Here is a 23354-nt window from a genome sequence, read left to right on the forward strand (position 1 = left end):
AGCTCAGTTGGTAGAGCATCTGATTTGTAATCAGAGGGTCGCGTGTTCAAGTCATGTAGCCGGCATTTTTTTTGGATAGAGATGCGAACGTAGTTCAGTGGTAGAACACCACCTTGCCAAGGTGGGGGTCGCGGGTTCGAATCCCGTCGTTCGCTTTGAGGCCGGGGTGGCGGAACTGGCAGACGCACAGGACTTAAAATCCTGCGATTGGTAACGATCGTACCGGTTCGATTCCGGTCCTCGGCATAGTGGATATGCGACAGGGCACCCTTAGCTCAACTGGATAGAGTACCTGACTACGAATCAGGCGGTTAGAGGTTCGACTCCTCTAGGGTGCATGAAGGGAAACGAGGTTCTATGACTCCGTTTTTACTTATGATCGGGAAGTAGCTCAGCTTGGTAGAGTACTTGGTTTGGGACCAAGGTGTCGCAGGTTCGAATCCTGTCTTCCCGATATGCTAATTCATAGAAGACAACGGCTATATGCTGTTGTTTTTTTATATTTTATGGGTCCTGGTTTTTTGCTTTTCTATAATGTCTCTATAATTTATAAGTTTTCGTAAATTAGATAGTATCCATATGGGATCTGGTCTTTTTACTTTTTACTAAAGTATTTTGCTTACTTCATATTTTTGGGTGTTTATGCGTGCCTATTGCCTTGATTGAATTTTTACTTAATTTTTTGTATACTAATATGTGGATAATCATTTATTGATGGGAGATTTTTATATGTTAAAGCAAGATTGACTCGAGTATTTTGAAGCTGTGAATGGCCATTCAGCAACGGATGCGGAAATTACTCAAGCTTTGCTGGCTGGTGAATTTGTGGAACCTGAGGTGACAAGTACGAACCAAGTTGGAAGTGAAACTGGCTCAATCATATCAGACTCTGTTCCAGCACAAGGAGGAGCTTCAAACGGTGAATATTATGCTCAGCAGCAAAATAGTTTTCAGGAACAGAATGGGCAAACTCCGTTCACTCAGCCAACTGGGCAGCAATATCAAGAGCTTCCTCAGCAACAGCAAAACCTAAATCAATTTGCTAATCAAACACAATCGTTTGCTCAGCAGGGCTATCCTTATCAACAGCCAAATGGTGGGCAACCTAACCAGTTTGTTAGTCAGCCTCAATCTTCTGGTTCGCAAGGCTTTAATCAGCAAGCTTATCAAAATAATCCGCAAGGCCGGTTCAATGCGCAGAATTTCCAGCAAGGTCCACAGGCCTACTATAGTCAGCAACAGCCGGCGCAACCAAGTGAATTTTCTAAAACAATGAAAGGTTTCTGGGCTTGGCTTGTTTCTGCTTGGAAGTCGCCAACTTCAGAGGTTGAAAGTAGTAAATTGAATGGCTATCTTTCCCTAGGATTGACTGTTTTCTTTGCGGCTATTGTGGTGAATTATAATTTTTATAATATTATTTCTTCGGTGAGTTTTGGCTTTTACAGTGGTCCGACTTTTGATTTTAGGCTTTTCTTGGTCTCACTGATAGCAGCAGCCCTCGTTCTTTTCTCCATTATTTTAGGAGGCTTTGCTGTAAAACGCATGGTCTATAAGGATGGAAGCTTTAGCTTTAATAAGGCATTTGACTGGTATGGCAGACTCTATGCGATTGTCTTACCTTTTGTGGCTCTTTCTGCTTTATTTAGCTTACTTGGGATTATGTCTGTTTCCCTCTTCCTAGCATGGATTGGCTTAGTGTTAATTGGGGTTGGTGCAACCTTTGCTTTGATTTATTCAAAATCTAGCACGTCTATGGATCCTTTTTATAAATATTTACTGGCAATTATTGTCAATGGTGTGATTACATTTATCTTTACTTTCATCGCTTTCTCATTACTGATGAGTCTTATGATGATGTAAAGTTCTGGGAGGTGATTTATGGTAACGAAAGAAAAGTGGGTTGAGCTTTTTGAGCAAGTGATTGGTAGAAAGCCAACCGCAGATGAGTTTTTAGAAGGAAAACGTTCTGATTTTGATCCCAGAAAGATTATTTCTATTGCGGCTCCAGCAGGACAAAGTAACGATGGGCCAGCTGAAGAGAAGCAAAGCTCGGTGACTCAGGAACAAAATTTTGGGCAAGAGGAGCAAGCTGTAGAGTTTCTCAAAGAAGAATTTGTTGAGGTTTCTCCTAAAGAAGAAAAGCAAGAGATTTCAGAATCGGATCAATACCAAGAGCAACGGGAGAATTGGCTGCAAGCTTTCGAGACGCATATTGGCAGAAAGCCGACTAAAGAGGAATTTTTAGAAGCACGAAATCAAGGTTTTGCTAATTTGCCTATTCGCTCTGAATTATTGGATTCGGAATTACCACAGAAAGCAATAAAAAAAGCAGAAAAAAGAATGTCGAAGAAGAAAGTCATGCTGATTGCTCTCCCTCTGATTTTGCTTTCTGTTTTGGTGGCAGCCTTTCTATATCTGAGCTCGGTGACAGGTGTTAAAGTTGTTACGGATGATTTTGCAAAAGCAGTTATTAAAAAGGATTATGATGGAATCGCAAACCTGCTCTCTTCTAGTTCAGATAAGTGGACACGTGCAGACGCGAGGGCTTTGGTCGAGCACTTAGAGAGTCAAGAAATCAATATTGAGACCGAGCTGGACAACATTGCTAAGTCAAAGGGTAAATCAGCCTATATTGATGACAATCAGAATAAGCTTTTAGGTGTAACTGAAAAAAGCAAGAAATTTGGGATTTTCCAGGAATATCAAATAGTGGCCTATCCAGTAGAGGTTAAGGTTAACACGGACTTAGACAATGCGAGCATCAAAGCAGGAGATAAGAAAAGCCTTACTTTGAGTAAGAATGCTGAAACGAATATTGGTAAATATCATTTTATCAAGCAGGAATTTACCCTGAAAGGGAAGACGGAAGTCGGAGAAATTGAGAGCAAGATTCAGCTTGATTTAGCAACTGCTAAGAATAATGAAATTAAATTGGATCTTAAATCTGAAAAGAAACGATTGAAGGTTATTATGCCAGCAGAAGCTTCAAATGCAACAGACCTTAAAATTGTTGTAAATGGCAAGGAAATTGGTAGTAGCTTGGATCCAGATATTCAAGTCGTACCACATCAAGAACTGGAAGTTTATGCTAAATTTGTTGTTGCTGATAACACTTTTGTAACCAACAAGGAAAGTATTGTTGTCAAGGGAGACATGCTTGATGTTGCTTTATCTTTACCTAAAGAAGTGACAGATAAGCTCAAAGAAAAGGACGAAGAAGCTAAAAAGGTAGAAGCTAACAAGGCAAAAATTACCAATTTCCTTAGCGAATATCGCACGGCTGTTTTTAGATCGGTCTCTAATCGTTCTAATTATTATGCTCAATATTATGATACTTCTAGTCCAGCATACAAGGAAATGGTTGAGTGGACTACAGGTGGTGGTGTCAAGAAGGCGAAAATTGATTATTACGATCCAGGAGCTTTGGATATCCGTGAAGTGAGAGAGGAGAACGGGTCCTATATTGTGACGACTTATGAAGACTATACAGTTCACTATATTGATAGTACTCCAAATAGTGTCAATCGAAAAAATAAAACTTACTATTTGAGGCCGACCGGAAATTCCTTTGCAATCTATAATATTGAAGTTTCAGAAAGTTAGTGGGGTACAATGAAATCTAATAAATTTATTTTTCTAGCAGTTTCAGTCTTGGTTTTAGGGGCTTGCTCAGCTGTTAAAGACAATACTGAAAGTAGTACAAACAAGCAGGCAAATAGCTCAAAGGTATCTTTGGAGAAAAAAGAGGCTGAAAAAGATCAAACATCTAGCCAAGATACCAGAAGTGAGTCGTCGGATGGCACGGAGTCTAAAAAGGAGCAAAAGCAGGAAATAACTGTCGATAAAAATGTTTCTTACAATGGGAGATACTATAGTGTTCAAGGAAAATATGACGAAATTGTCATTGCCAATAAACACTATCCCTTATCAGCTGACTACAATCCAGGTGAGGATCCGACTGCTAAAGCAGAATTACTTAGGTTAATCGCAGATATGCAGGCCAAAGGCTATCCTATCAGCGATCAATATAGCGGCTTTCGTAGTTATCAAACGCAGGTGGGGCTTTATCAGAGTTATGCTAATCGAGATGGACAAGCCGCGGCTGACCGCTACTCGGCAAGACCGGGCTACAGTGAGCACCAAACTGGTTTAGCTTTTGATTTGATTGATAATAGCGGCAATCTAGTTGAAGAAGCTGGGGCAAGTCAGTGGCTCTTGGACAATGCCTATAAATATGGTTTTGTAGTACGCTATCCTGTTGGCAAGGAGGGTTCTACTGGCTATGTGCCCGAAAGTTGGCATCTACGCTATGTAGGAAAAGAGGCCAAGGAAATTTCCGAATCTGGTCTCACACTGGAAGAATATTATCATTTTACAGGTGGTAATTATGTCCAATAAAATCTAATTGCAGACTTAGCGTCTACCTTATTCTCAAAAATTAGAAGCTACATACCTCACTTTAAAAGTGGAGTTGAGCTGCTGTATGATTAGAAAAATGCATAGTAAAACCAGTCCTCGTTTTTTGGGGACTGGTTTTTTATTTTGTTGACACTAAGACCTAACTCATAAGATGAGCAGAGCTCGAGTTGACTTTATCTTATTATTTTATAATTTCAATCTTTTCGATTTTAATATCTGTTTTGGGTTTATCTTTATCGCCAGTTTCTGTGGCAGCGATTTTGTCTACCACGTCCATTCCTTCAATGACTTGACCAAAGACAGTATAGCCACCGTCAAGACTTGGATTTCCACCATTTTTGTAAGCTTCAATGATTTTAGCTGGGAAGGTGTCAGTCGGTAATTGTTTAGATAAGTCTTTCTTGCTTTGGTTGATGAAAAATTGACTGCCGTTGGTATCTTTTCCAGCATTAGCCATGGCTAGTGCGCCGCGCAAGTTATAGAGGTAAGGGGAATATTCATTCTTGAAGCCATTTCCTGAGTCAATAGCCTCATTCTTGCCTTTCCAAATGGATTCGCCACCCGTACCATCTCCTTTAGGATCGCCGGTCTGAATCATGAAATCATTGATAACGCGGTGGAAAATCACACCGTTATAATAGCCTTCCTTTGCATGTGTCAGAAAATTTTCGACAGCTAAAGGAGCGTATTTAGGAAACAGCTTGAGGCGAATATCTCCTTGTGTTGTGATAATCTTGACTTCAGCCTCATCTTCAGCAACTTCTGTAGATAGTTGTGGGAAGTTGGCATTTTCATTGGTCATGGCATCCTTGTATTTTTCACGGAGTTTTTGAGCTTCAGCTGCCTCAGAGCTGGTATCGGTAGCAGAAGACTGCTTAGGAGCGCTGGAGGACTTGGTAGTAGAATCTTCTTTAGCAGAGCAGCCTGCCAGAGCAAGTGCAGATAAAAGACTAAAAAGAATGATTTTTTTCATAAATAACCTTTCTATGCATAAGTTTATGAACTATTGCTATTTTACTATAAGTGCTTTAGTTTTTCAAACTTTCCTGCGTCAGAAATTCCAATAGTAGCGATTTAAGGATTTCTGGACGTAGATTGTAGTTGTAAAGTTCTTGCAAGCTAACCCATTCGGGCTGGTAAATATTTTTGGGACTACTGCGCTCAAGCTCCTCGCCTTGTATGCGGGGAGTCTCGGCCGTACATAGTTCAGCGTAAAAATAATATTCCTCTTTTCTCTGATTGTTCAGGGAAAAAGCTGTGTGCAGCTGGTCAGCAGAAAAACTAAGATTGACTTCTTCTTTCATTTCCCGTAAGGCGGCTTCTAGAGGTCCTTCTCCAAGTTCGATAGTCCCACCGGGAATCACGAAATACTCTTGTTCATTCTTCCAGCGATGAATCAGCAAAATCTTGTCTAAGAAAGGATTGTAGACAATCACACCTGCTCGCATACTATTCTCCTTTCCGATGTTTTCTTCTAAATAGTCTAGCAAAAATAGCTAGGGATTACCAATCCGAGCTATAGAAACACTTTCTTGAAATTTCTGCTTGTTAGAAAAAATATATATGTTAGAATGAATGCGATACATCAGGAATGGAGCACTTGTGTCTAGAAATTTTTAGGAAGCTATGTTGTTCATCTAGTTTTATAGTGGCCTTTCAAATAGATGCTCTTTTAGTAGTACCCTTGGCCAAAGAATTGGCCGTTCGTTTTTTGAAAGATCATCATAAGCGCTAGCAAAATATTGGGGTGCATCCTTGTTAGTGGAACGTTATTTGGGAGCTTGGGGAACAAATTTTGTAATGGCGGTTTCCCTTAACTTTCTCTTGGCTGGTCCGCTCTCTCGTTTTATTCTAGGGCGTATCCAGAAACCTTTCCCTAATTAAGAAAAAGTCAAAGATTTTGAAGATGATGATGAAGTTCCGACAATTATTTGAGGAAAAATCATGGTAAAATAAGATGAGAATTATTGGTTTTGTTTGACAAAATTTATCATTCGTTTGAAGGGAGTTTAATTATGGCAAGACGTTTAACAAGAAGTGCTGACGATAAAATCATTGCTGGAGTTTGCTCCGGCTTAGCTCGGTATTTTAATCTCGGTATTTTAATATAGATCCGGTTATCATTCGTGTCATCTGGGGAGTCTCCTTTTTCGCTTATGGGATTGGACTTCTTCCCTACCTCATTTTTTGGTTGATTTTGCCAGAAGAATAAAGCAGAAACTAGTTGCAAAAGGCAGCTAGTTTTCTCTTTAGAAGATCTTAAAATATGGTATAATGAAAGTTATGGCAAATAAGAAAAATACAAGAAACGGTCGGACTACGAGAAGGCCGACAAAAGCGGAATTAGAAAGACAGAAAGCGATTCGACGGATGATAGTCACCTTTGTTTTGGCTATTGTTTTGTTGTTTGCTGCATTGAAGCTGGGCGCTTTTGGCGTCACCATTTATAATTTAATTCGGGTTCTGGTAGGGAGTCTGGCTTATGTGGCGATTCTAGCTGCCTTGTTTTATCTCTTTTTCTTTAAGTGGTTGCACAAACATGAGGGGAAGATTTCAGGCTTTATAAGCTTTTTCTTAGGACTCAGCTTAATTTTTCAAGCCTATTTTGTTCATGTTTTGCATTTGAAAGGACAGGTTTTATCTACAACGCTTACGCGAGTCCTGACAGATTTGATGGCCTTTAAAGTGTCCTCATTTGCTGGTGGTGGGCTGATTGGGGCGGCTCTTTATGCTCCGATTTCTTTTCTTTTTTCAAATATCGGCTCCTATTTCATTGGTCTGCTCCTGATTTTGCTGGGGGCTCTGCTCATGAGTCCATGGTCGCTTTATGATCTTGCTGAGAAATTTAGCGTGACTTTCCAAAACTGGAGAGAAAAAGAGGAGGAAAAACGTCAGCTTCGTTTCCTTGAGCGGGAGGAGAAAGCCGCACAGGCAGCTATGCAAGCCATTGAGGTAGAGCAGGCAGAAACTGAAGTGGATCCTCAAACGGGAGCGATTTTAGATGATGAGGATTTGTCTTACTCGCCTATGGACTTTGATGAGGCGGACTATGCTGAAGAGGGGGAGTATGATCCCCATGAGCCCCTGGACTTTGGCCGCGAAGAGGAAATAGAAGAAGCAGAGGCGGACGTAGAGGTAGATTTTACGACCAAAGAAAGTCTAGACTATAAATTACCCACTATCAATCTCTTTGCGCCTGATAAGCCTAAAAACCAGTCTAAAGAAAAGCGGATTGTCCGAGAAAACATCAAGATTTTGGAAGAAACATTTGCTAGCTTTGGGATTAAGGTTACTGTCGAACGAGCTGAAATCGGACCTTCTGTCACCAAGTACGAGGTTAAGCCAGCTGTCGGCGTTCGGGTCAATCGGATCTCTAATCTGGCGGATGACTTGGCTCTCGCTCTAGCTGCCAAGGATGTGCGAATTGAGGCACCAATTCCTGGGAAGTCTCTTGTCGGGATCGAAGTACCCAACTCTGAAGTTGCGACCGTGACTTTCCGAGAACTCTGGGACCAGTCTAAAACGGATGCTAGTAAGCTCCTAGAAATCCCACTCGGTAAAGCTGTTAATGGTTCGGTCCGTTCCTTTGACTTGGCTAAGATGCCCCATCTCCTGGTAGCGGGCTCTACTGGCTCTGGAAAATCTGTAGCGGTTAACGGTATTATCGCTAGTATTCTCATGAAGGCCAGACCGGATGAAGTCAAGTTTATGATGGTGGATCCTAAGATGGTAGAGCTGTCCGTTTATAATGACATTCCCCACTTGCTTATCCCTGTTGTGACCAATCCTCGTAAGGCCAGCCGCGCCCTCCAGAAGGTTGTAGACGAGATGGAAAACCGCTATGAACTCTTCTCCAAGGTCGGTGCCCGTAACATTGCCGGCTACAATGCTAAAGTAGCCGAGTACAATGCTCAATCAGAGTACAAGCAGGTTCCCCTGCCTTTAATCGTCGTCATTGTGGATGAGTTGGCTGACCTTATGATGGTGGCCAGCAAGGAAGTGGAAGACGCTATTATTCGTCTGGGACAAAAGGCGCGTGCGGCTGGAATTCACATGATTCTGGCTACCCAGCGTCCATCAGTAGATGTTATCTCCGGTCTGATCAAGGCCAATGTACCCTCTCGTATTGCCTTTGCTGTGTCCAGCGGGACAGACAGTCGGACTATTCTAGATGAAAATGGAGCAGAAAAGCTTTTGGGGCGTGGCGATATGCTCTTTAAGCCGATTGATGAAAACCACCCAGTTCGTCTGCAGGGCTCCTTTATCTCAGATGAAGATGTGGAGCGAATCGTAGCTTTTGTCAAGAATCAAGCTGAAGCTGACTATGACGATAGTTTTGATCCAGGCGAAGTATCTGAAAGTGATTTGGATACTGGCGGGGGCGATGATGAAGGCGATCCCCTCTTTGAGGAAGCCAAGGCCTTGGTTATCGAGACTCAGAAAGCTAGCGCTTCGATGATCCAGCGGCGACTTTCGGTCGGCTTTAATCGGGCTACTCGTCTCATGGAAGAGCTGGAAGCAGCAGGTGTCATCGGACCAGCAGAAGGAACGAAGCCGAGAAAAGTGTTGCAGACAAGTTAAACTTTTTCCCGAGTAGTTGGTTAACAAGAATAATGTCCTGTAAATAAAAATCTGCCAGCAGTTAGCCGGCAGATTTTCTCTACTGAAGAATGAAAGGAAAAAAGTTATGAAACTAGATAGCATTCACCATATTGCGATTATTGGCCATGATTATGACAAAACAAAGGATTTTTATGTGGAAAAGCTGGGCTTTGACATGCTGGATGAGCACCATCGACCCGACAAGAAGGACATTCTCTTTAATGTCCGTAAAGGAAATCTGACGCTGGAAATTTTCATCAAGGAAGAGGCTCCTAAGCGGCCAGCCCTGCCTGATCCAGAGCATACTGGGTTGCGGCATCTGGCTTTCCGAGTGACAGATGTCGAAGAAATGCTAGCGGAATTTGACCGTTTGGAGATACCTCATACCGAACTGCGCTATGATGACTTTGATGGCCGTAAGATGGCTTTCTTCTTTGATCCGGATGGCCTGCCTCTAGAGATTCATGAATAAAACTAGGAGAATCGGATGGTCTTCGTTTCTAAGTAGAAGAATAACTCATAAGATTTACATATGAAAACCCCATCGGCTCTGACCGATGGGGTTTATTTTACATTTATAAAAAGAGAGCGATGACCATGGCTAGGTACATAAAGAAGGTCAAGATAAAACCAGCCCGCCAGAAGAATTTAAAGAACTTGGGATAGTAGAAAGTCCGTTTTTTCCTGAGAAAATAGGCGGTGATGGCGATGGCTAGGCCAGACAAGACAAATAATAGGTGAGGCAAAAGACTGTGGTAGAAGGCTTTGTCTGAAATGATATACAACTCTATAGCAAAAAAAGGGAAAGCCAAATCTGCAAAATTCAAGCCAAATTTTCTTAGCCTGAAGACCTTCACCGCGATAATCGATAAGATAAGTGTTAAAAAAATAAATAATACAGAAGCAATTTTTAATAATACCATGTAACTATTTTACCATAAAAATGAGAAAATATAAGAATTTTTCTTGCATTTTGAAAAGATTAGTGTATAATAGAAAAGTATGCAAAAAGCATACTTGTGGGAGGTAAAAATCTCTAATTACCGCCAAAACCACAAAGGAGGATTTAAAAATGGCTAAAAAAGTCGAAAAACTTGTAAAATTGCAAATCCCTGCTGGTAAAGCTACTCCAGCTCCACCGGTTGGACCTGCTCTTGGTCAAGCTGGTATCAACATCATGGGATTCACAAAAGAGTTCAACGCTCGTACAGCTGATCAAGCTGGTATGATCATTCCAGTTGTTATCTCAGTATACGAAGATAAATCATTTACTTTCGTTACAAAGACACCACCAGCTGCTGTTCTTTTGAAAAAAGCTGCAGGTGTTGAAAAAGGATCAGGTACACCTAACAAAACGAAAGTTGCTACAGTTACTCGTGCACAAGTACAAGAAATTGCAGAAACTAAGATGCCAGATTTGAACGCAGCAAACATTGAGTCTGCAATGCGTATGATCGAAGGTACTGCTCGTTCTATGGGATTCACTGTTGTTGACTAATCAATAACACCCCCAATATAACCCGCAAGACTTCATCATTTCGAGGAGTGACGTGGGAGATGAAAATCGATTGAACCACTTACAAGGAGAATAGAAAATGGCTAAAAAAAGCAAACAACTTCGTGCTGCTCTTGAGAAAATCGACAGCACAAAAGCATACAGTGTAGAAGAAGCTGTAGCACTTGCAAAAGAAACTAACTTTGCAAAATTTGACGCAACTGTAGAAGTTGCTTACAACTTGAACATCGACGTTAAAAAAGCTGACCAACAAATCCGTGGCGCAATGGTATTGCCAAACGGTACTGGTAAAACTTCACGCGTTCTTGTTTTCGCACGTGGTGCAAAAGCTGAAGAAGCAAAAGCTGCTGGTGCAGACTTTGTTGGTGAAGATGACCTTGTTGCGAAAATCAACGACGGTTGGTTGGACTTCGACGTAGTTATCGCTACACCTGACATGATGGCTCTTGTTGGACGTCTTGGACGTGTCCTTGGACCACGTAACTTGATGCCAAACCCTAAAACTGGTACTGTAACAATGGATGTTGCTAAAGCAGTTGAAGAGTCTAAAGGTGGTAAGATCACTTACCGTGCTGACCGTGCAGGTAACGTTCAAGCAATCATCGGTAAAGTATCATTTGAAGCTGAAAAATTGGTTGAAAACTTCAAAGCGTTCAACGAAACAATCCAAAAAGCAAAACCAGCTACAGCTAAAGGAACTTACGTAACAAACTTGACTATCACAACTACTCAAGGTGTTGGTATCAAGGTTGACGTGAACTCACTTTAAGAATTGAACTTGAGCTACCTATGGGTAGCTCTTTTTTTTGACAAAATATGCTGAAGACGGTTACAAAAATATAAAAACATGGTATAATTTTATGGAGCTATTTATTTTATATTCAAAGGAGATGAATGATGAAAAAAGATCAGAACCAGCTGACTTGGCTGATGGTGTCCCTGATTGCCTTTAATATGGTTTGGGGTCTGGGAAATGTGGTCAACAACTACTCCCAACAAGGGATTTCGGTCGTTGTTTCTTGGATTCTTATCCTGGCCATTTACTTTATTCCTTATGCCCTCATCGTGGGACAGTTAGGATCGACTTTTAAGGAAAGCGGAGGTGGTGTCAGCGACTGGGTGGAGAAGACTTCTACCAAGCGCTTGGCTTATTTTGCGGCTTGGACTTACTGGGTGGTGCATATTCCCTACTTGGCTCAAAAACCACAGGGAGTTCTGATTCCTTTAGGTTGGGCTATCCAAGGCAATGGCGATTTTTTGAGCAGCTTGGATTTCCATTGGATTGTTATTCTTAGCTTGCTGATTTTCGGTGCCTTCCTCTACTTGTCTACAAAGGGGCTGTCTACACTTAAGGTGATTGGAGGCTTGGCTGGAAGTGCCATGTTGATTATGTCCTTCCTCTTTGTTCTCTTAGCGGTTGGCGCGCCTTTTATCAAGCCGGACATGCAGTTTGCAACGGCTAATATGGACAAGCTCAGCACCTATATTCCTAATTTTGATTTTTCATATTTTACGACTATCTCGCTCTTGGTCTTTGCAGTCGGTGGGGCTGAGAAAATCTCGCCTTACGTTAACCAAACCCGCAATCCAGCTAAGGAATTTCCAAAAGGGATGATCATCATGGCCATCATGGTTGGTGCCTCTGCGATTTTAGGTTCTCTTGCCATGGGTATGCTTTTTGACGGCAGCAATATTCCTGAAGATTTGATGCGTAATGGTGCCTACCAAGCCTTCCAAATGCTGGGTAACTACTGGGGTGTGGGCAATGTGCTAGTCGTTGTCTATGCCCTGACCAATATGGTCGGACAGATTGCTGCCTTGGCCTTCTCAATTGACGCGCCTCTACAAATCTTGCTCAATAATGCAGACGAAGAATTTGTTCCAAGCTGGCTACGCAAGCGGACATCAAAAGGTGTACTGATTAACGGTTATATCCTGACAGGGATTTTGGTAAGTTTCCTGATTGTCCTACCAATCTTTGGAATCAAGGAAATTGATGGTCTGGTTAAATGGATGACTAATCTTAACTCTATTGTTATGCCGATGCGTTATCTTTGGGTATTTGTGGCTTATATGTTGCTCAATAAAGCTTGGAAGAAATACAAGGATGCGGAATACAAACTTACTAAAAATCCGAAATTTGGCTTTATCATCGGAGCTTGGTGCTTCCTTTTCACAGCTTTTGCTTGTATTTTAGGGATGGTTCCCAAAGTAGACTATGCGGTTGATCCAGCTGGTTGGCGCTTCTCTCTGATGACAAATATCTTGACACCGATTGTCTTGATTAGTTTAGGTGTCATCTTGCCACTTTTGGCTAAACGGGAGAAGAGACAGTCGCTTAAGCAATAGTGATAAGTGCCAATATCCTTAAATTGATAAAGTTTTCAGTCCTATCTTATGATAGGGCTGTTTTTTAGGAAAAAATCCTTTCACAGGAAATAAAAATGATAAGACAAGTATTTTTATAGTTGGGTTTTATCGCAGTTCATCCGGAAACTATCTAGTTTGGAATTTCGCCTATCAGAGGTCAGCTTGGACTATTATTTTTTGACTGATCAGCGCTTGTTTCTAAGCTAATGCAACAATTTTTCTCAAGAAAATATCCTTCTCCTTTTGTGAAATACCCATAATTGTGGTAAAATAAGTGGAATAAGTATTATTAAAAACAAAGAGGTATTATCATGTCTAAGATTCTAGTATTTGGTCACCAAAATCCAGACTCAGATGCCATCGGGTCATCTGTAGCCTTTGCTTATCTTGCAAAAACAGCTTACGGTTTGGATACAGAAGCAGTAGCTCTTGGGACTCCAAATGAAGAAACAGCCTTTGTATTGAACTATTTTGGTGTAGAAGCACCACGCGTCATCACATCTGCTAAAGCGGAAGGTGCAGAGCAAGTTATCTTGACTGACCACAATGAATTCCAACAATCTGTTTCAGATATTGCTGAAGTGGAAGTTTATGGCGTTGTGGATCACCACCGTGTAGCTAATTTTGAAACTGCAAGCCCACTTTACATGCGTTTGGAGCCAGTTGGATCAGCGTCTTCTATCGTTTATCGTATGTTTAAAGAACACGGTGTGGCAGTTCCTAAAGAGCTTGCTGGTTTGATGTTATCTGGTTTGATTTCAGATACACTTCTCTTGAAATCTCCAACGACACACCCAAGTGATAAGGATATTGCTCCTGAGTTGGCTGAGTTAGCAGGTGTGAACTTGGAAGAGTACGGTCTGGCTATGCTCAAGGCTGGTACAAACTTGGCAAGCAAATCTGCTGAAGAATTGATTGACATTGATGCTAAGACTTTTGAACTCAACGGAAACAATGTCCGTGTAGCACAAGTCAACACTGTAGATATTGCTGAAGTTTTGGAACGCCAAGCAGAAATCGAAGCAGCAATGCAAGCAGCTAATGAAGCAAATGGTTATTCTGACTTTGTTTTGATGATTACAGACATCGTGAATTCAAACTCAGAAATCCTTGCGCTTGGGTCAAACATGGATAAGGTAGAAGCAGCCTTCAACTTTAAACTTGAAAACAACCATGCCTTCTTGGCTGGTGCCGTTTCACGTAAGAAACAAGTCGTGCCTCAGTTGACTGAAAGTTTTAATGGGTAATTCTTTATGATTTTTTGGAACTGTTAATTTGACTATTTGTAGAAGGTGATAGTATGATACTATTGATTGAGGGACTGCGCTTTTTGGTTGAGGTTGTAGCAATCTTTGGTTTCTTCTTCGTGTTTGTAATGCAAACTTCTTGGTTGGAAAAAATCCTGTTTTTTCTTTTAGCAGTTCTATTAATCTTATTTTGGGCGCGTTATATGGCACCAAAATCTCCACATGCTTTTAAAAAATGGCAACGACTCGTTGCTGAGATAACGATTTTTATTCTAGTTAGTGGTAGTTTTTGGTATTTGTATGGGTTGCAAATGGGAGTCCTTTACTTTGCTCTGTCATTTGGAAGTTTAGTGCTACTTTATTATTTTCAGCCAGAGTGATTCTTATAGTATAGTTAATGAATTATTTAAATGGTAGTTCTTTAACTAGCAATTGACATGAGGGAACTTTGTTTTCCTTATAGCTAAAGGAGTTTCGGCTCCTTTTTTGATAGACGAGAGAAATGAAGATTCAAGATTTACAAAATGGTGACTTGCTGTTCATAGTCGGGCAATCGGATATGGCAGCAGCAATTCGGACAGCGACGGGCTCCTATAGTCATGTGGGTATCTTCTTTGATGGTGATATTTACCATGCGACGCAGGACAAGGGAGTGAACCATCAGCCCTTGAGCCAGTTTTTGGAAGAAGAGGACATCTATCATGTCTTTGCTTATCCAGAGATAGATGTCTCTGCCGCCTTTAAAGAAGCTAAGTCCCATTTGGGCAAACCTTATAATGCCAGTTTCTATCCTGAGAGCGAGGGCTTTTACTGCTCGGAATATATTGCTAGGATTTTGCCGATTTTTGAGACCATTCCCATGCAGTTTGCTGATGGTGAAAATGCTGTTTCTACATTTTGGCAGGCTTATTATGAGGACTTGGGTGTGGCTGTACCATTAGGGCAGCCTGGTACCAATCCCAGTCAGTTGGCTCAATCAGCCAAACTCATTTTTAAAGGAGAACTCCATGATTAAAATTCTCAATCCGACTCGGCTGACGCGACAGCCTTTATTTGAAAAACTAATCACTTATCTGGATCAGCAGGATGATGTGATTTTAAGAGAAATCAAACGTGAGTTTGCGGGCTTTCCCAATCTAGATCGCTTCATGGAGGAATGTATCAAGGCGGGCTATATTCGGCGGGAAAATAAGCGCTATTATCAGCAGCTTCCACTTTTGGACAATCTAGAAAATCTATCTTTGGATCAGGAAATCTTTATTAGAGATGATAGTCCGATCTATCAGGAATTGTTGAATTTGAGCTTTGAGACTCAGCTTGCTAATCAGACTAATGCGGCTATTCTGCTGGAAAAGACCGATTTTCAGAGAGATAAACTGACCTTGTCCAATTATTTCTATAAAATGCAGCGACAGTATCCGCTGTCTGAGGAGCAGAAGCCTCTTTATGCTATCTTGGGAGATGTGAATCCAGAGTATGCCCTGAAATATATGACGACTTTCCTCCTCAAGTATGTCCGAAAAAATGAGCTCCTGCAGAAGCGTCGCGATATTTTTGTTGATAGTCTGGTGATTCTAGGTTACATTTGTCAGAATGAGGCTGGTAAGTATGAGTTGAAGGCTAGCTTTGACAAGGAACGCCTAGTGTTCCAATTGGACTGATAGTTTTTTGAATAAAGAAAAATTAGACAGACCCACCTGTCATTTTGCCATATTCTGTGCTATAGTAGTATATAGAAGTTGGGAAAGGAATTAGAATGACAATGTTGAAAAAAATCTATCCCGAGCAACCACTGGAGAACCTTAGATGGTTCGATATGTTGATTTTAGCAATTATTATGTTTGGTCAATTTATTTATTCCTCAACAATAAATTGGCTGACTATGTCCAGCTCTGTAGGACAAGCAATCGTGCCCAGACCAGAGGATGAAAATTTTGCCTTGCTGAGCAATTTGAAATTGCAAGTTTTCCTGCTGGTGTTGGCACTTATCTATCTAGGCATCCGCCATTATGATTTCAAACATTTGAAACTACGCTTGTCTTGGTCTATTCTTTGGGCGCCCTTGATTTTTGGGGTTGTCGGTCTGACTTCTGATGTAATAGCGGCCTTAGTCGGTTCCTATAATTATTTTGACTTAGAAATCTTGCAGCATATCGACTGGACCTTTGTCGAAGTTTTTCGTAAACTAGCTGCACTGGGACCTGTCGTCATTCTTTATTCTCTCTTCAATGGTGTTTATGAGGAATTCTTTTTCTTAGGCTTGCTCACATCGGTGAAAGAAGAGAGCAAATGGTGGGTTTTAGCCTTTTCAACGCTGGTTCGCTTTTCTGTCCATACCTATCAGGGGCTAGTCTCTGCTTTTTTGATTGGCGTGGTCTTCGGTCTGTTCTATTATTTCTTTTACAAATACAAGGTTAAAAACTTGCTGCCTTTCTTTTTGGCACATGCCTTTGCGGATATGGTAGGTAGCAGCTTGCTCTACGTCTTAGTGATGTGGAATGGATAATAAAAAGGACTCGAAAGTCCTTTTTATATGTATTTTTCTGCCAGTGCATAATCACCGGGATAAGGAACCTTTTGGTCATTGATGATTTGGTAGGCATCCGCTCCCTTGCCAGCCAGGATGACGGCATCGCCTTTAGCATTGGTTAGGCTGAGGGCTTTTTTGATAGCTTCCTCGCGGTCGGCAATCATGTCCACCTCAAAGGAGATGTAGCTAGCAATTTCTTTCGCGATAGCAATTGGATCTTCGCGATTTGGATCATCTGCGGTCAAAATAATTTTGATTTCAGGATGCTGGTTGAGTAGGAGACCAAAGTCCTTGCGTCGACTTTCTCCCTTATTGCCAGTAGCTCCTAGTACAAGAACGGTCCGCCCTTTTTGATGTTCTTGTACGACGGACAGCAACTTAGCCAGACTGTCGCCGTTGTGGGCGTAGTCCACGAAAACCTTGGCACCGTTTGACTGGGTCAAGACCTCCATGCGGCCCGGCACTCGTGTCTGGGCAATACCAGCTTGAATATCCTCCAAAGAAGCTCCAAGTCGTAGGCAGGCTAGGCCAGTAGCGATGGCATTTTCTTGATTGAAGCGACCAATCAGCTGGATATCGTAGGAACCAGCCAATTTCCCTTGTGCTTCAAAGGAGAAAGCTTGCGATTGCTGGATGCTATTGGCGGAGTCTGGTCCATAGAAGTCGTGGTCATAGTTGGCCACTTGCTCAGCCAAAACTTGAAAGTGATCCATGCCACTATTGACGACAACAGCTCGGCTATTGTCCATCAAGAGTCTCTTATGGTAGAAGTAGTCTTCAAAAGTCGGATGCTCAATCGGTCCGATATGGTCAGGGCTGATATTGAGGAAGACACCCACATCAAAGGTCAGACCATAAACCCGCTTTTTAAGATAGGCTTGGCTGGAGACTTCCATGATGAGATGGGTACGACCATTGGCTACAGCTTGAGCCATCATCTCAAAGAGGTCTAAGCTTTCAGGAGTGGTCAGAGTTGATTTAAAGAAAGTTTCGCCGTCCAGAGTGGTATTCATAGTAGAAAGCAAGGCTGGTTTGTGGCTTTGTTTTAAAATATTAAAAGCGAAATAAGCCGATGTGGTCTTGCCCTTGGTACCAGTGAAGGCCAAAAGTTTGAGTTTTTGCTCTGGATGACCGTAAAATTTCATAGCAATGAGGCTCATGGCTTGTTTAATATCATTGACCAAGAGTACTGGAATTCCGACTTCGAAGTCAGTTTCACTCAGGTAAAAGCCTAGTCCAGCTACTACAGCTTTTTCTAAAAATTCCCGCTTGAAATGCTCGCCCTTGACAAAAAAGAGGGTTCTATTATCTGCCTTGCGACTATCATAGCTAATCTTGTCAAAGGTCAAGCCCTGATAGTTGAAGTAGTAGTCTCCATCAGCGATGATTTCACGAAAATTTTGGTCTTTTTTTAAAATATCTAGTATTGTTTCAATTTTTATCATATCTCTATTGTAAACCGAAAGGCTATGTTTTACAAGAGGCAAGGAAAAGTTTATAATAAAAGAAGAACAAATAGAAGAGGTTTTCTATGAGCCAAGAAACAACAAGCCAGCAGCAGAAAATGCTAAGAGGGACTGCCTGGCTGACTGCTAGTAATTTTATCAGCCGCCTTCTCGGGGCTGTCTATATCATTCCTTGGTACATCTGGATGGGACAGCACGGAGCAGAGGCCAATGGTCTCTTTACTATGGGCTATAATATATATGCTTGGTTCCTTTTGGTTTCCACAGCAGGAGTACCGGTAGCTGTTGCCAAGCAAGTTGCTAAGTATAATACGATTGACAAGGAGGAACACAGCTTTGCTCTCATTCGAGAGTTCCTCAAGTTCATGCTGGGATTGGGACTGATCTTTGCAGTCATCATGTACTTGATGGCACCGGTTTTTGCCTCAATGTCTGGTGGCGGGGCTGACCTGATTCCAGTTATGCAGAGTTTGTCTTGGGCTGTGCTCATTTTTCCGTCTATGAGTGTCATTCGAGGCTTCTTCCAAGGGTTTAATAATCTGAAACCGTATGCCATCAGCCAGATTTCGGAGCAGGTGATTCGGGTTATCTGGATGCTACTGACAGCTTATTTCATTATGAAAATCGGTTCAGGTGACTATGTTGAAGCCGTGACCCAGTCTACCTTTGCCGCCTTTGTCGGGATGCTAGCAAGTATGCTTGTTTTGCTTTTCTATCTAGCAAAAACGGGTATGCTGCGCTCTATCCTGAGAAAGCCTAAAAAGTCTGCGGGAATTAGTGGTCGCTCCCTTCTCTGGGATACGATACGAGAAGCCATTCCCTTCATCATTACAGGCTCAGCTATTCAGCTTTTCCAGATTATTGACCAGGCGACCTTTATCAACATTATGACCCAGATTAGCGATTATACGAAATCAGAGCTCCTAGTGCAATTTGCCTACTTCTCAGCTAATCCAAATAAAATCACCATGATTTTAATTGCGGTGGCAACTTCTATCGGTGGTGTCGGGATTCCTCTCTTGACCGAGAATTATGTCAAGGGTGACTTTCGCTCGGCTGCCCGCCTAGTGCAAGATAATCTTAGTATGTTGCTCTTCTTTATCTTTCCGTCAACAGTGGGAGCAGTTCTGGTGGCTAGTCCGCTCTATACCGTTTTCTATGGTAAGCCAGATAGTCTAGCACTGGGGCTTTTCATCTGCGCTATGTTGCAGACGATCATTCTCAGCACCTATACAGTTCTCGCTCCGATGATTCAAGCTCTGTTCCAAAACAAGAAAGCCATTCTCTATTTCTTTTATGGGGTTCTTGTCAAGCTCAGTCTGCAGGTGCCGATGATCAATCTCTTCCATGCTTATGGTCCCTTGATTTCAACGACTGTCGGCCTTTTACTGCCAATCTTCTTCATGTTTAGAGAAATTCGCAAGGTTGTTGGTTTGAATCCTAAGAATCTCTTGAAGCGTCTGCTGTTGAGTATGATTCTCACAATCGCCATGGTGATCTTGGTTCTGCTTGTCGAGTATCTACTAAGCTTTATCTTCCAGCCAACTAATCGGATGTACAGCTTTATCTATGTCGCTGCCGTTGGAGGAGTCGGAATGCTCGTCTATATCGTACTGTCTCTCAAAGTTCGGCTCATAGACCGTTTTATCGGACAAAAGGCAGATAGTTTACGCCAACGATTAAGAATGAAATAAGAAACGAAGAGTCGTTCAGCGACTCTTTTTTTGGATTGTTACTCTATAGTTTCAGACTATAGCTAGCTCTTGAAAAGAAAAAAGCCCAAGACTTTCTTAAGATGTTACAATAGAAAGGTAGAATATTTTAAAAAAGAGGAACGGTTAAATGGAGAGAGAACGGAAATTAAATACCTTGTTGGCCCAAGCGGGAGTAAAAACAGACACAACAACGGGTGCCTTAACAACCCCCTTGCATTTTTCAACGACTTACCAGCATCCAGAGTTTGGCCAGTCCACAGGATATGACTATACTCGAACCAAGAACCCTACACGGGCTAGCTTGGAAGAGACTCTAGCTGCTATCGAAAGTGCAGATTATGCCCTAGCGACTAGCTCTGGTATGTCGGCTATTGTGCTGGCCTTTAGCGCCTTTCCAGTCGGCAGTAAGGTTTTGGCTGTTCGGGATCTCTATGGTGGCTCTTTCCGCTGGTTTGCTCAGGTCGAAGCGGAAGGACGCTTTAGCTTTACCTATGCTAATACGGAAGAAGAACTCCTGAACAAGCTAACAGAGGATATAGATATTGTCTATATCGAGACACCGACCAATCCTCTTATGGTAGAGTTTGACATTGCCCGCATTTCCAAAGCGGCTCACGAGCGAGGAGCAGCTGTCATTGTGGACAATACCTTCTACAGTCCTATTTACCAAAGACCGCTGGAGGATGGAGCTGACCTTGTCCTACACTCTGCGACCAAATATTTGGGTGGGCACAATGATGTCTTGGCTGGAGCTATCATGACCAATGATACTGCCATCTATGACAAGCTGTTCTATAATCTCAATACAACTGGAGCAGTCCTGTCTCCATTTGATAGCTATCTGCTCTTGCGTGGTCTCAAAACGCTAGCTCTTCGTATGGAGCGCTCTACTCAGAATGCGCAAGAAGTAGTTGCATTTCTGGAGTCATCTCCTGCAGTAAAAGAAGTTCTCTATCCAGGTAAAGGCGGCATGATTTCCTTTAAAGTTGTCGATGAAAGCAAGATTCCTCATCTCCTAAATAGCCTGAAAGTCTTTACCTTTGCGGAAAGTTTAGGAGGAGTGGAGAGCCTGATTACCTATCCAACGACCCAGACTCATGCAGATATTCCTGTTGAAGTGCGCCATTCCTATGGCTTGACTGATGATTTGCTGCGCCTGTCGATTGGCATTGAGGATAGTCGAGATTTGGTAGACGATTTACGAGCAGCCTTGGAGGACTAATATGAGAAGTTATAACTTTGAAACAGCACCCAATCGGATTGGCCAGCATACTTATAAATGGAAAGAGGCGGAGAAAGACAGTCAAGTCCTGCCAGCCTGGATTGCAGATATGGACTTTGAAGTCCTGCCTGAAATCCAGCAAACTGTGCATGATTACGCTGATCAGTTAGTCTATGGCTATACCTATGCTAGTGAGGAGTTGATCAATGCCGTTCTAGCTTGGGAGCGGGATGAGCATGGCTACACATTTGACCAGGCAGCCTTGGTCTTTATAGAGGGAGTTGTACCTGCTATTTCGACGGCTATCCAAGCCTTTACCAAGGAAGGTGATGCTGTTCTAATCAATACTCCTGTATACCCTCCTTTTGCCCGCAGTGTCAAGCTTAATAATCGTCGGTTGATTACTAATTCTTTGATAGAGCAGGACGGTCTTTTTCAGATTGACTTTGAACAGTTGGAGCAGGACATCGTAGACAATGAAGTCAAGATTTACGTGCTTTGCAATCCGCATAATCCTGGCGGTCGAGTTTGGGAAGAGGAAGTGTTAGAGAAAATTGGTCGTCTCTGCCAAAAGTACGGTGTTCTCGTGGTTTCAGATGAGATTCACCAAGACTTGACGCTGTTTGGACATAAACACCAGTCTTTCAATACTGTTTCACCTGACTTTAAGGACTTTAGCTTGATTTTAGCCAGTGCGACTAAAACTTTTAATATTGCTGGAACTAAAAATTCCTATGCTGTGATTGAGAATCCTAGCTTGCGACAAAAGTTTCAAAAGCGCCAACTGGCCAATAATCAGCATGAAATTTCGGGTCTTGGTTTTCTAGCGACAGAAGCTGCCTATCGCTATGGCAAAGCTTGGTTGACTGAGCTCAAGGCTGTCTTAGAAGAAAATATTGATTTTGTTGTCAATTATTTTGCTAAGGAAGCGCCACGTCTGCGGGTCATGAAGCCTCAAGGGACTTATCTGGTTTGGCTGGACTTTTCAGATTATGGACTGACAGATGATCAGCTCTTCCACTTGCTTCGAGAAGAGGCTAAGGTTGTCCTGAATCGGGGAAGTGATTTTGGCCAAGAAGGCAAAGGACATGCCCGTCTCAATACAGCTGCGCCAAAGACTATGATCAAAGAGATTTGTCGACGGATTGCGGAAGTTTTACCAAAATAAAATAAAAATAGCTCTCTTTATTGACAATCTTTCTAAAGAGGAGTATAGTAATAGTGTCAATCGGTAGGTGAGGCTACCATAAGGATACGGATGACTACCGCAAAGCAGTGGAGACACTACTCGTTGGTCAACAGTCCTGATCGCAAAGGTCAAGACTAAGCTCATTTCATCGCCTTATGGAGTTAAAGCTTGAACGGTGAATGCTTGTTTTATCTATGTTTAAAACAATGAAGCGAACAACCTGACATGCAAACAACCCTGCCCAAAATTGGCAGGGTCTTCTTTTTGCTGAAAATATTTCAAGAGTAGAAATAGTTGATTGCCTGCCTCTTAAGAAAAAGAAGGAGGAATAGTAATGAAATTATGGTATTCTAGTACCAGTCCTTTTGCGCGTAAAGTCTATGCTATAATTTTACACCATCATTTAGAGGAGCAAGTGGATATTCAGAAAGTTCAGGTGGCTTTCGACAAAAATTCACCGCATAATCAAGATAATCCTTTGGGTAGAATTCCTGCTTTTCAAGCTTCCAATGGAGAATGGTTGTATGGTAGTGATTTAATTTCCCAATATTTAGACGAGCTAGGTCAGGAAACTCCGCTTTTTCCTAATGGAATAGAGAAGTGGCACGTTTTAAATATACTGTCCGTTGCTGAAGGGATTTTGGAAAACACAATGCCGATGGTTGCGGAAAAAATTTTTCATGAAAAAGACCATTGGTGGAAAGACAGACATCAGCAAATTGAAGAGAGAAATATACGGAGTTTGTCTTTGTTAGAGAAACTGGCTACTGAGCAAGGGCTCTCTTTAAATATTGCAACAATCCAAATAGTTGCTCTTGTAGATTGGTGGAATTTACGTGAAGAAGTTATTGGATTTTCTTTGAAAGAAAATTTTCCCAACTTGCAAGAATGGACCCAGAAGATGAATGCTACTTTTGATGTCTTGCAGGCATCTTGGGATTATTAACTACATTTATAAAATAAGAAAGGAGAAGTACGATGCAAATTGACGATCATCCGGAACCGCACATACACAGCCAATCGCTGATTTGTGTCGTTCCGTCCTTATAAAGTGATTGGTCCCTGTGTATGAAATTTA

Annotated in this window: 22 protein-coding genes, 5 tRNA genes, 1 pseudogene and 1 riboswitch; of the genes and pseudogenes, 24 read left to right on the forward strand and 4 right to left on the reverse strand. The window is 41.9% G+C overall.

The window, feature by feature from the left end:
• The 8 genes from D8872_RS06250 to ldcB all read left to right on the forward strand — a co-directional run bounded on the left by D8872_RS06250 (position 1) and on the right by ldcB (position 4398).
• A tRNA-Thr gene (locus D8872_RS06250) sits at positions 1-62 on the forward strand.
• A gap of 21 nt (positions 63-83) precedes the next feature.
• Positions 84-155, forward strand: a tRNA-Gly gene (locus tag D8872_RS06255).
• A gap of 5 nt (positions 156-160) precedes the next feature.
• Positions 161-246 (forward strand) — tRNA-Leu (locus tag D8872_RS06260).
• Positions 247-264: 18 nt separating this feature from the next.
• A tRNA-Arg gene (locus tag D8872_RS06265) sits at positions 265-338 on the forward strand.
• A gap of 42 nt (positions 339-380) precedes the next feature.
• Positions 381-454: transfer RNA gene (locus D8872_RS06270), tRNA-Pro, on the forward strand.
• 311 nt (positions 455-765) lie between these two features.
• Positions 766-1860: a DUF6574 domain-containing protein gene (locus D8872_RS06275; RefSeq protein ID WP_260471680.1), complete on the forward strand. Its 1095-nt coding sequence runs from the start codon at positions 766-768 to the stop codon at positions 1858-1860.
• An 18-nt stretch (positions 1861-1878) separates the two neighbouring features.
• Positions 1879-3603 carry a TcaA second domain-containing protein gene (locus D8872_RS06280; protein ID WP_125390328.1) on the forward strand — a complete coding sequence of 575 codons (1725 nt, stop codon included), beginning with the start codon at positions 1879-1881 and terminating at the stop codon, positions 3601-3603.
• 9 nt (positions 3604-3612) lie between these two features.
• Entirely contained in the window at positions 3613-4398 is a 786-nt protein-coding gene (gene ldcB, locus D8872_RS06285; protein WP_125390329.1) for an LD-carboxypeptidase LdcB/DacB, read from the forward strand.
• 202 nt (positions 4399-4600) lie between these two features.
• Here ldcB and D8872_RS06290 read toward each other — a convergent pair whose 3' ends face one another.
• Both D8872_RS06290 and D8872_RS06295 read right to left on the reverse strand, forming a co-directional pair.
• Positions 4601-5392: a peptidylprolyl isomerase gene (locus D8872_RS06290; RefSeq protein ID WP_125390330.1), complete on the reverse strand. Its 792-nt coding sequence runs from the start codon at positions 5390-5392 to the stop codon at positions 4601-4603.
• Between the two features lie 55 nt (positions 5393-5447).
• A complete protein-coding gene (locus tag D8872_RS06295) occupies positions 5448-5867 on the reverse strand; it encodes an NUDIX hydrolase (protein ID WP_125390331.1) in 420 nt (139 codons plus the stop codon).
• Positions 5868-6219: 352 nt separating this feature from the next.
• On the opposite strand from D8872_RS06295, the gene D8872_RS11275 reads away from it, so the two are divergent.
• From D8872_RS11275 to gloA2, 4 genes and pseudogenes are all read left to right on the forward strand, one after another.
• Positions 6220-6303 (forward strand): hypothetical protein, encoded by an 84-nt coding sequence (locus tag D8872_RS11275; protein ID WP_514133001.1) that lies wholly within the window; start codon positions 6220-6222, stop codon positions 6301-6303.
• A 131-nt stretch (positions 6304-6434) separates the two neighbouring features.
• A pseudogene (locus tag D8872_RS06305) lies at positions 6435-6631 on the forward strand (PspC domain-containing protein).
• A 71-nt stretch (positions 6632-6702) separates the two neighbouring features.
• Positions 6703-9000 (forward strand): DNA translocase FtsK, encoded by a 2298-nt coding sequence (locus D8872_RS06310; protein ID WP_125390332.1) that lies wholly within the window; start codon positions 6703-6705, stop codon positions 8998-9000.
• A 106-nt stretch (positions 9001-9106) separates the two neighbouring features.
• Positions 9107-9493: an SMU1112c/YaeR family gloxylase I-like metalloprotein gene (gene gloA2, locus D8872_RS06315; RefSeq protein WP_125390333.1), complete on the forward strand. Its 387-nt coding sequence runs from the start codon at positions 9107-9109 to the stop codon at positions 9491-9493.
• A gap of 103 nt (positions 9494-9596) precedes the next feature.
• Here gloA2 and D8872_RS06320 read toward each other — a convergent pair whose 3' ends face one another.
• A complete protein-coding gene (locus D8872_RS06320; RefSeq protein ID WP_125390334.1) occupies positions 9597-9944 on the reverse strand; it encodes a DUF3397 domain-containing protein in 348 nt (115 codons plus the stop codon).
• A 149-nt stretch (positions 9945-10093) separates the two neighbouring features.
• Between D8872_RS06320 and rplK the strand changes: the two genes are divergently transcribed.
• The 8 genes from rplK (at position 10094) to D8872_RS06360 (ending at position 16660) form a co-directional block, all read left to right on the forward strand.
• Positions 10094-10519, forward strand: a complete 426-nt coding sequence (gene rplK / locus D8872_RS06325) for a 50S ribosomal protein L11 (protein ID WP_001085808.1) — start codon at positions 10094-10096, stop codon at positions 10517-10519.
• 97 nt (positions 10520-10616) lie between these two features.
• On the forward strand, positions 10617-11306 hold the full coding sequence (gene rplA, locus D8872_RS06330; protein ID WP_001085675.1) for a 50S ribosomal protein L1: 690 nt from the start codon (positions 10617-10619) through the stop codon (positions 11304-11306).
• Between the two features lie 128 nt (positions 11307-11434).
• Entirely contained in the window at positions 11435-12886 is a 1452-nt protein-coding gene (locus D8872_RS06335; RefSeq protein ID WP_125390335.1) for an APC family permease, read from the forward strand.
• Between the two features lie 332 nt (positions 12887-13218).
• Entirely contained in the window at positions 13219-14154 is a 936-nt protein-coding gene (locus D8872_RS06340) for a manganese-dependent inorganic pyrophosphatase (protein WP_125390336.1), read from the forward strand.
• Positions 14155-14207: 53 nt separating this feature from the next.
• Positions 14208-14534, forward strand: a complete 327-nt coding sequence (locus tag D8872_RS06345) for a DUF2568 domain-containing protein (RefSeq protein WP_125390337.1) — start codon at positions 14208-14210, stop codon at positions 14532-14534.
• Between the two features lie 122 nt (positions 14535-14656).
• Positions 14657-15169, forward strand: a complete 513-nt coding sequence (locus D8872_RS06350; protein WP_125390338.1) for a YiiX/YebB-like N1pC/P60 family cysteine hydrolase — start codon at positions 14657-14659, stop codon at positions 15167-15169.
• Positions 15162-15815 (forward strand): DUF1803 domain-containing protein, encoded by a 654-nt coding sequence (locus D8872_RS06355; protein ID WP_125390339.1) that lies wholly within the window; start codon positions 15162-15164, stop codon positions 15813-15815. The genes D8872_RS06350 and D8872_RS06355 overlap by 8 nt, the downstream gene beginning before the upstream one ends.
• A 95-nt stretch (positions 15816-15910) precedes the next feature.
• Complete coding sequence (locus D8872_RS06360; protein WP_125390340.1) at positions 15911-16660, forward strand: CPBP family intramembrane glutamic endopeptidase; 750 nt, start codon at positions 15911-15913, stop codon at positions 16658-16660.
• A gap of 23 nt (positions 16661-16683) precedes the next feature.
• Here the strand turns inward: D8872_RS06360 and D8872_RS06365 are convergent, their stop codons facing one another.
• On the reverse strand, positions 16684-18129 hold the full coding sequence (locus D8872_RS06365; RefSeq protein WP_125390341.1) for a UDP-N-acetylmuramoyl-L-alanyl-D-glutamate--L-lysine ligase: 1446 nt from the start codon (positions 18127-18129) through the stop codon (positions 16684-16686).
• Between the two features lie 86 nt (positions 18130-18215).
• Between D8872_RS06365 and D8872_RS06370 the strand changes: the two genes are divergently transcribed.
• The 4 genes from D8872_RS06370 (at position 18216) to D8872_RS06385 (ending at position 23222) form a co-directional block, all read left to right on the forward strand.
• Complete coding sequence (locus tag D8872_RS06370) at positions 18216-19844, forward strand: putative polysaccharide biosynthesis protein (RefSeq protein ID WP_125390342.1); 1629 nt, start codon at positions 18216-18218, stop codon at positions 19842-19844.
• A 148-nt stretch (positions 19845-19992) separates the two neighbouring features.
• Entirely contained in the window at positions 19993-21087 is a 1095-nt protein-coding gene (locus D8872_RS06375) for a cystathionine gamma-synthase (RefSeq protein ID WP_125390343.1), read from the forward strand.
• A 1-nt stretch (position 21088) separates the two neighbouring features.
• The gene (locus tag D8872_RS06380) at positions 21089-22255 is read left to right on the forward strand and encodes a MalY/PatB family protein (protein ID WP_125390344.1); all 1167 of its coding nucleotides are present in this window, start codon (positions 21089-21091) and stop codon (positions 22253-22255) included.
• Between the two features lie 52 nt (positions 22256-22307).
• A riboswitch (M-box (ykoK) riboswitch) is annotated at positions 22308-22463 on the forward strand.
• 147 nt (positions 22464-22610) lie between these two features.
• Positions 22611-23222, forward strand: a complete 612-nt coding sequence (locus D8872_RS06385) for a glutathione S-transferase family protein (RefSeq protein WP_125390345.1) — start codon at positions 22611-22613, stop codon at positions 23220-23222.
• Positions 23223-23354: the final 132 nt, after the last annotated feature.

Source organism: Streptococcus cristatus, assembly GCF_003943815.1.
In the GTDB taxonomy this organism is placed as follows: Bacteria; Bacillota; Bacilli; order Lactobacillales; family Streptococcaceae; genus Streptococcus; species Streptococcus cristatus_F.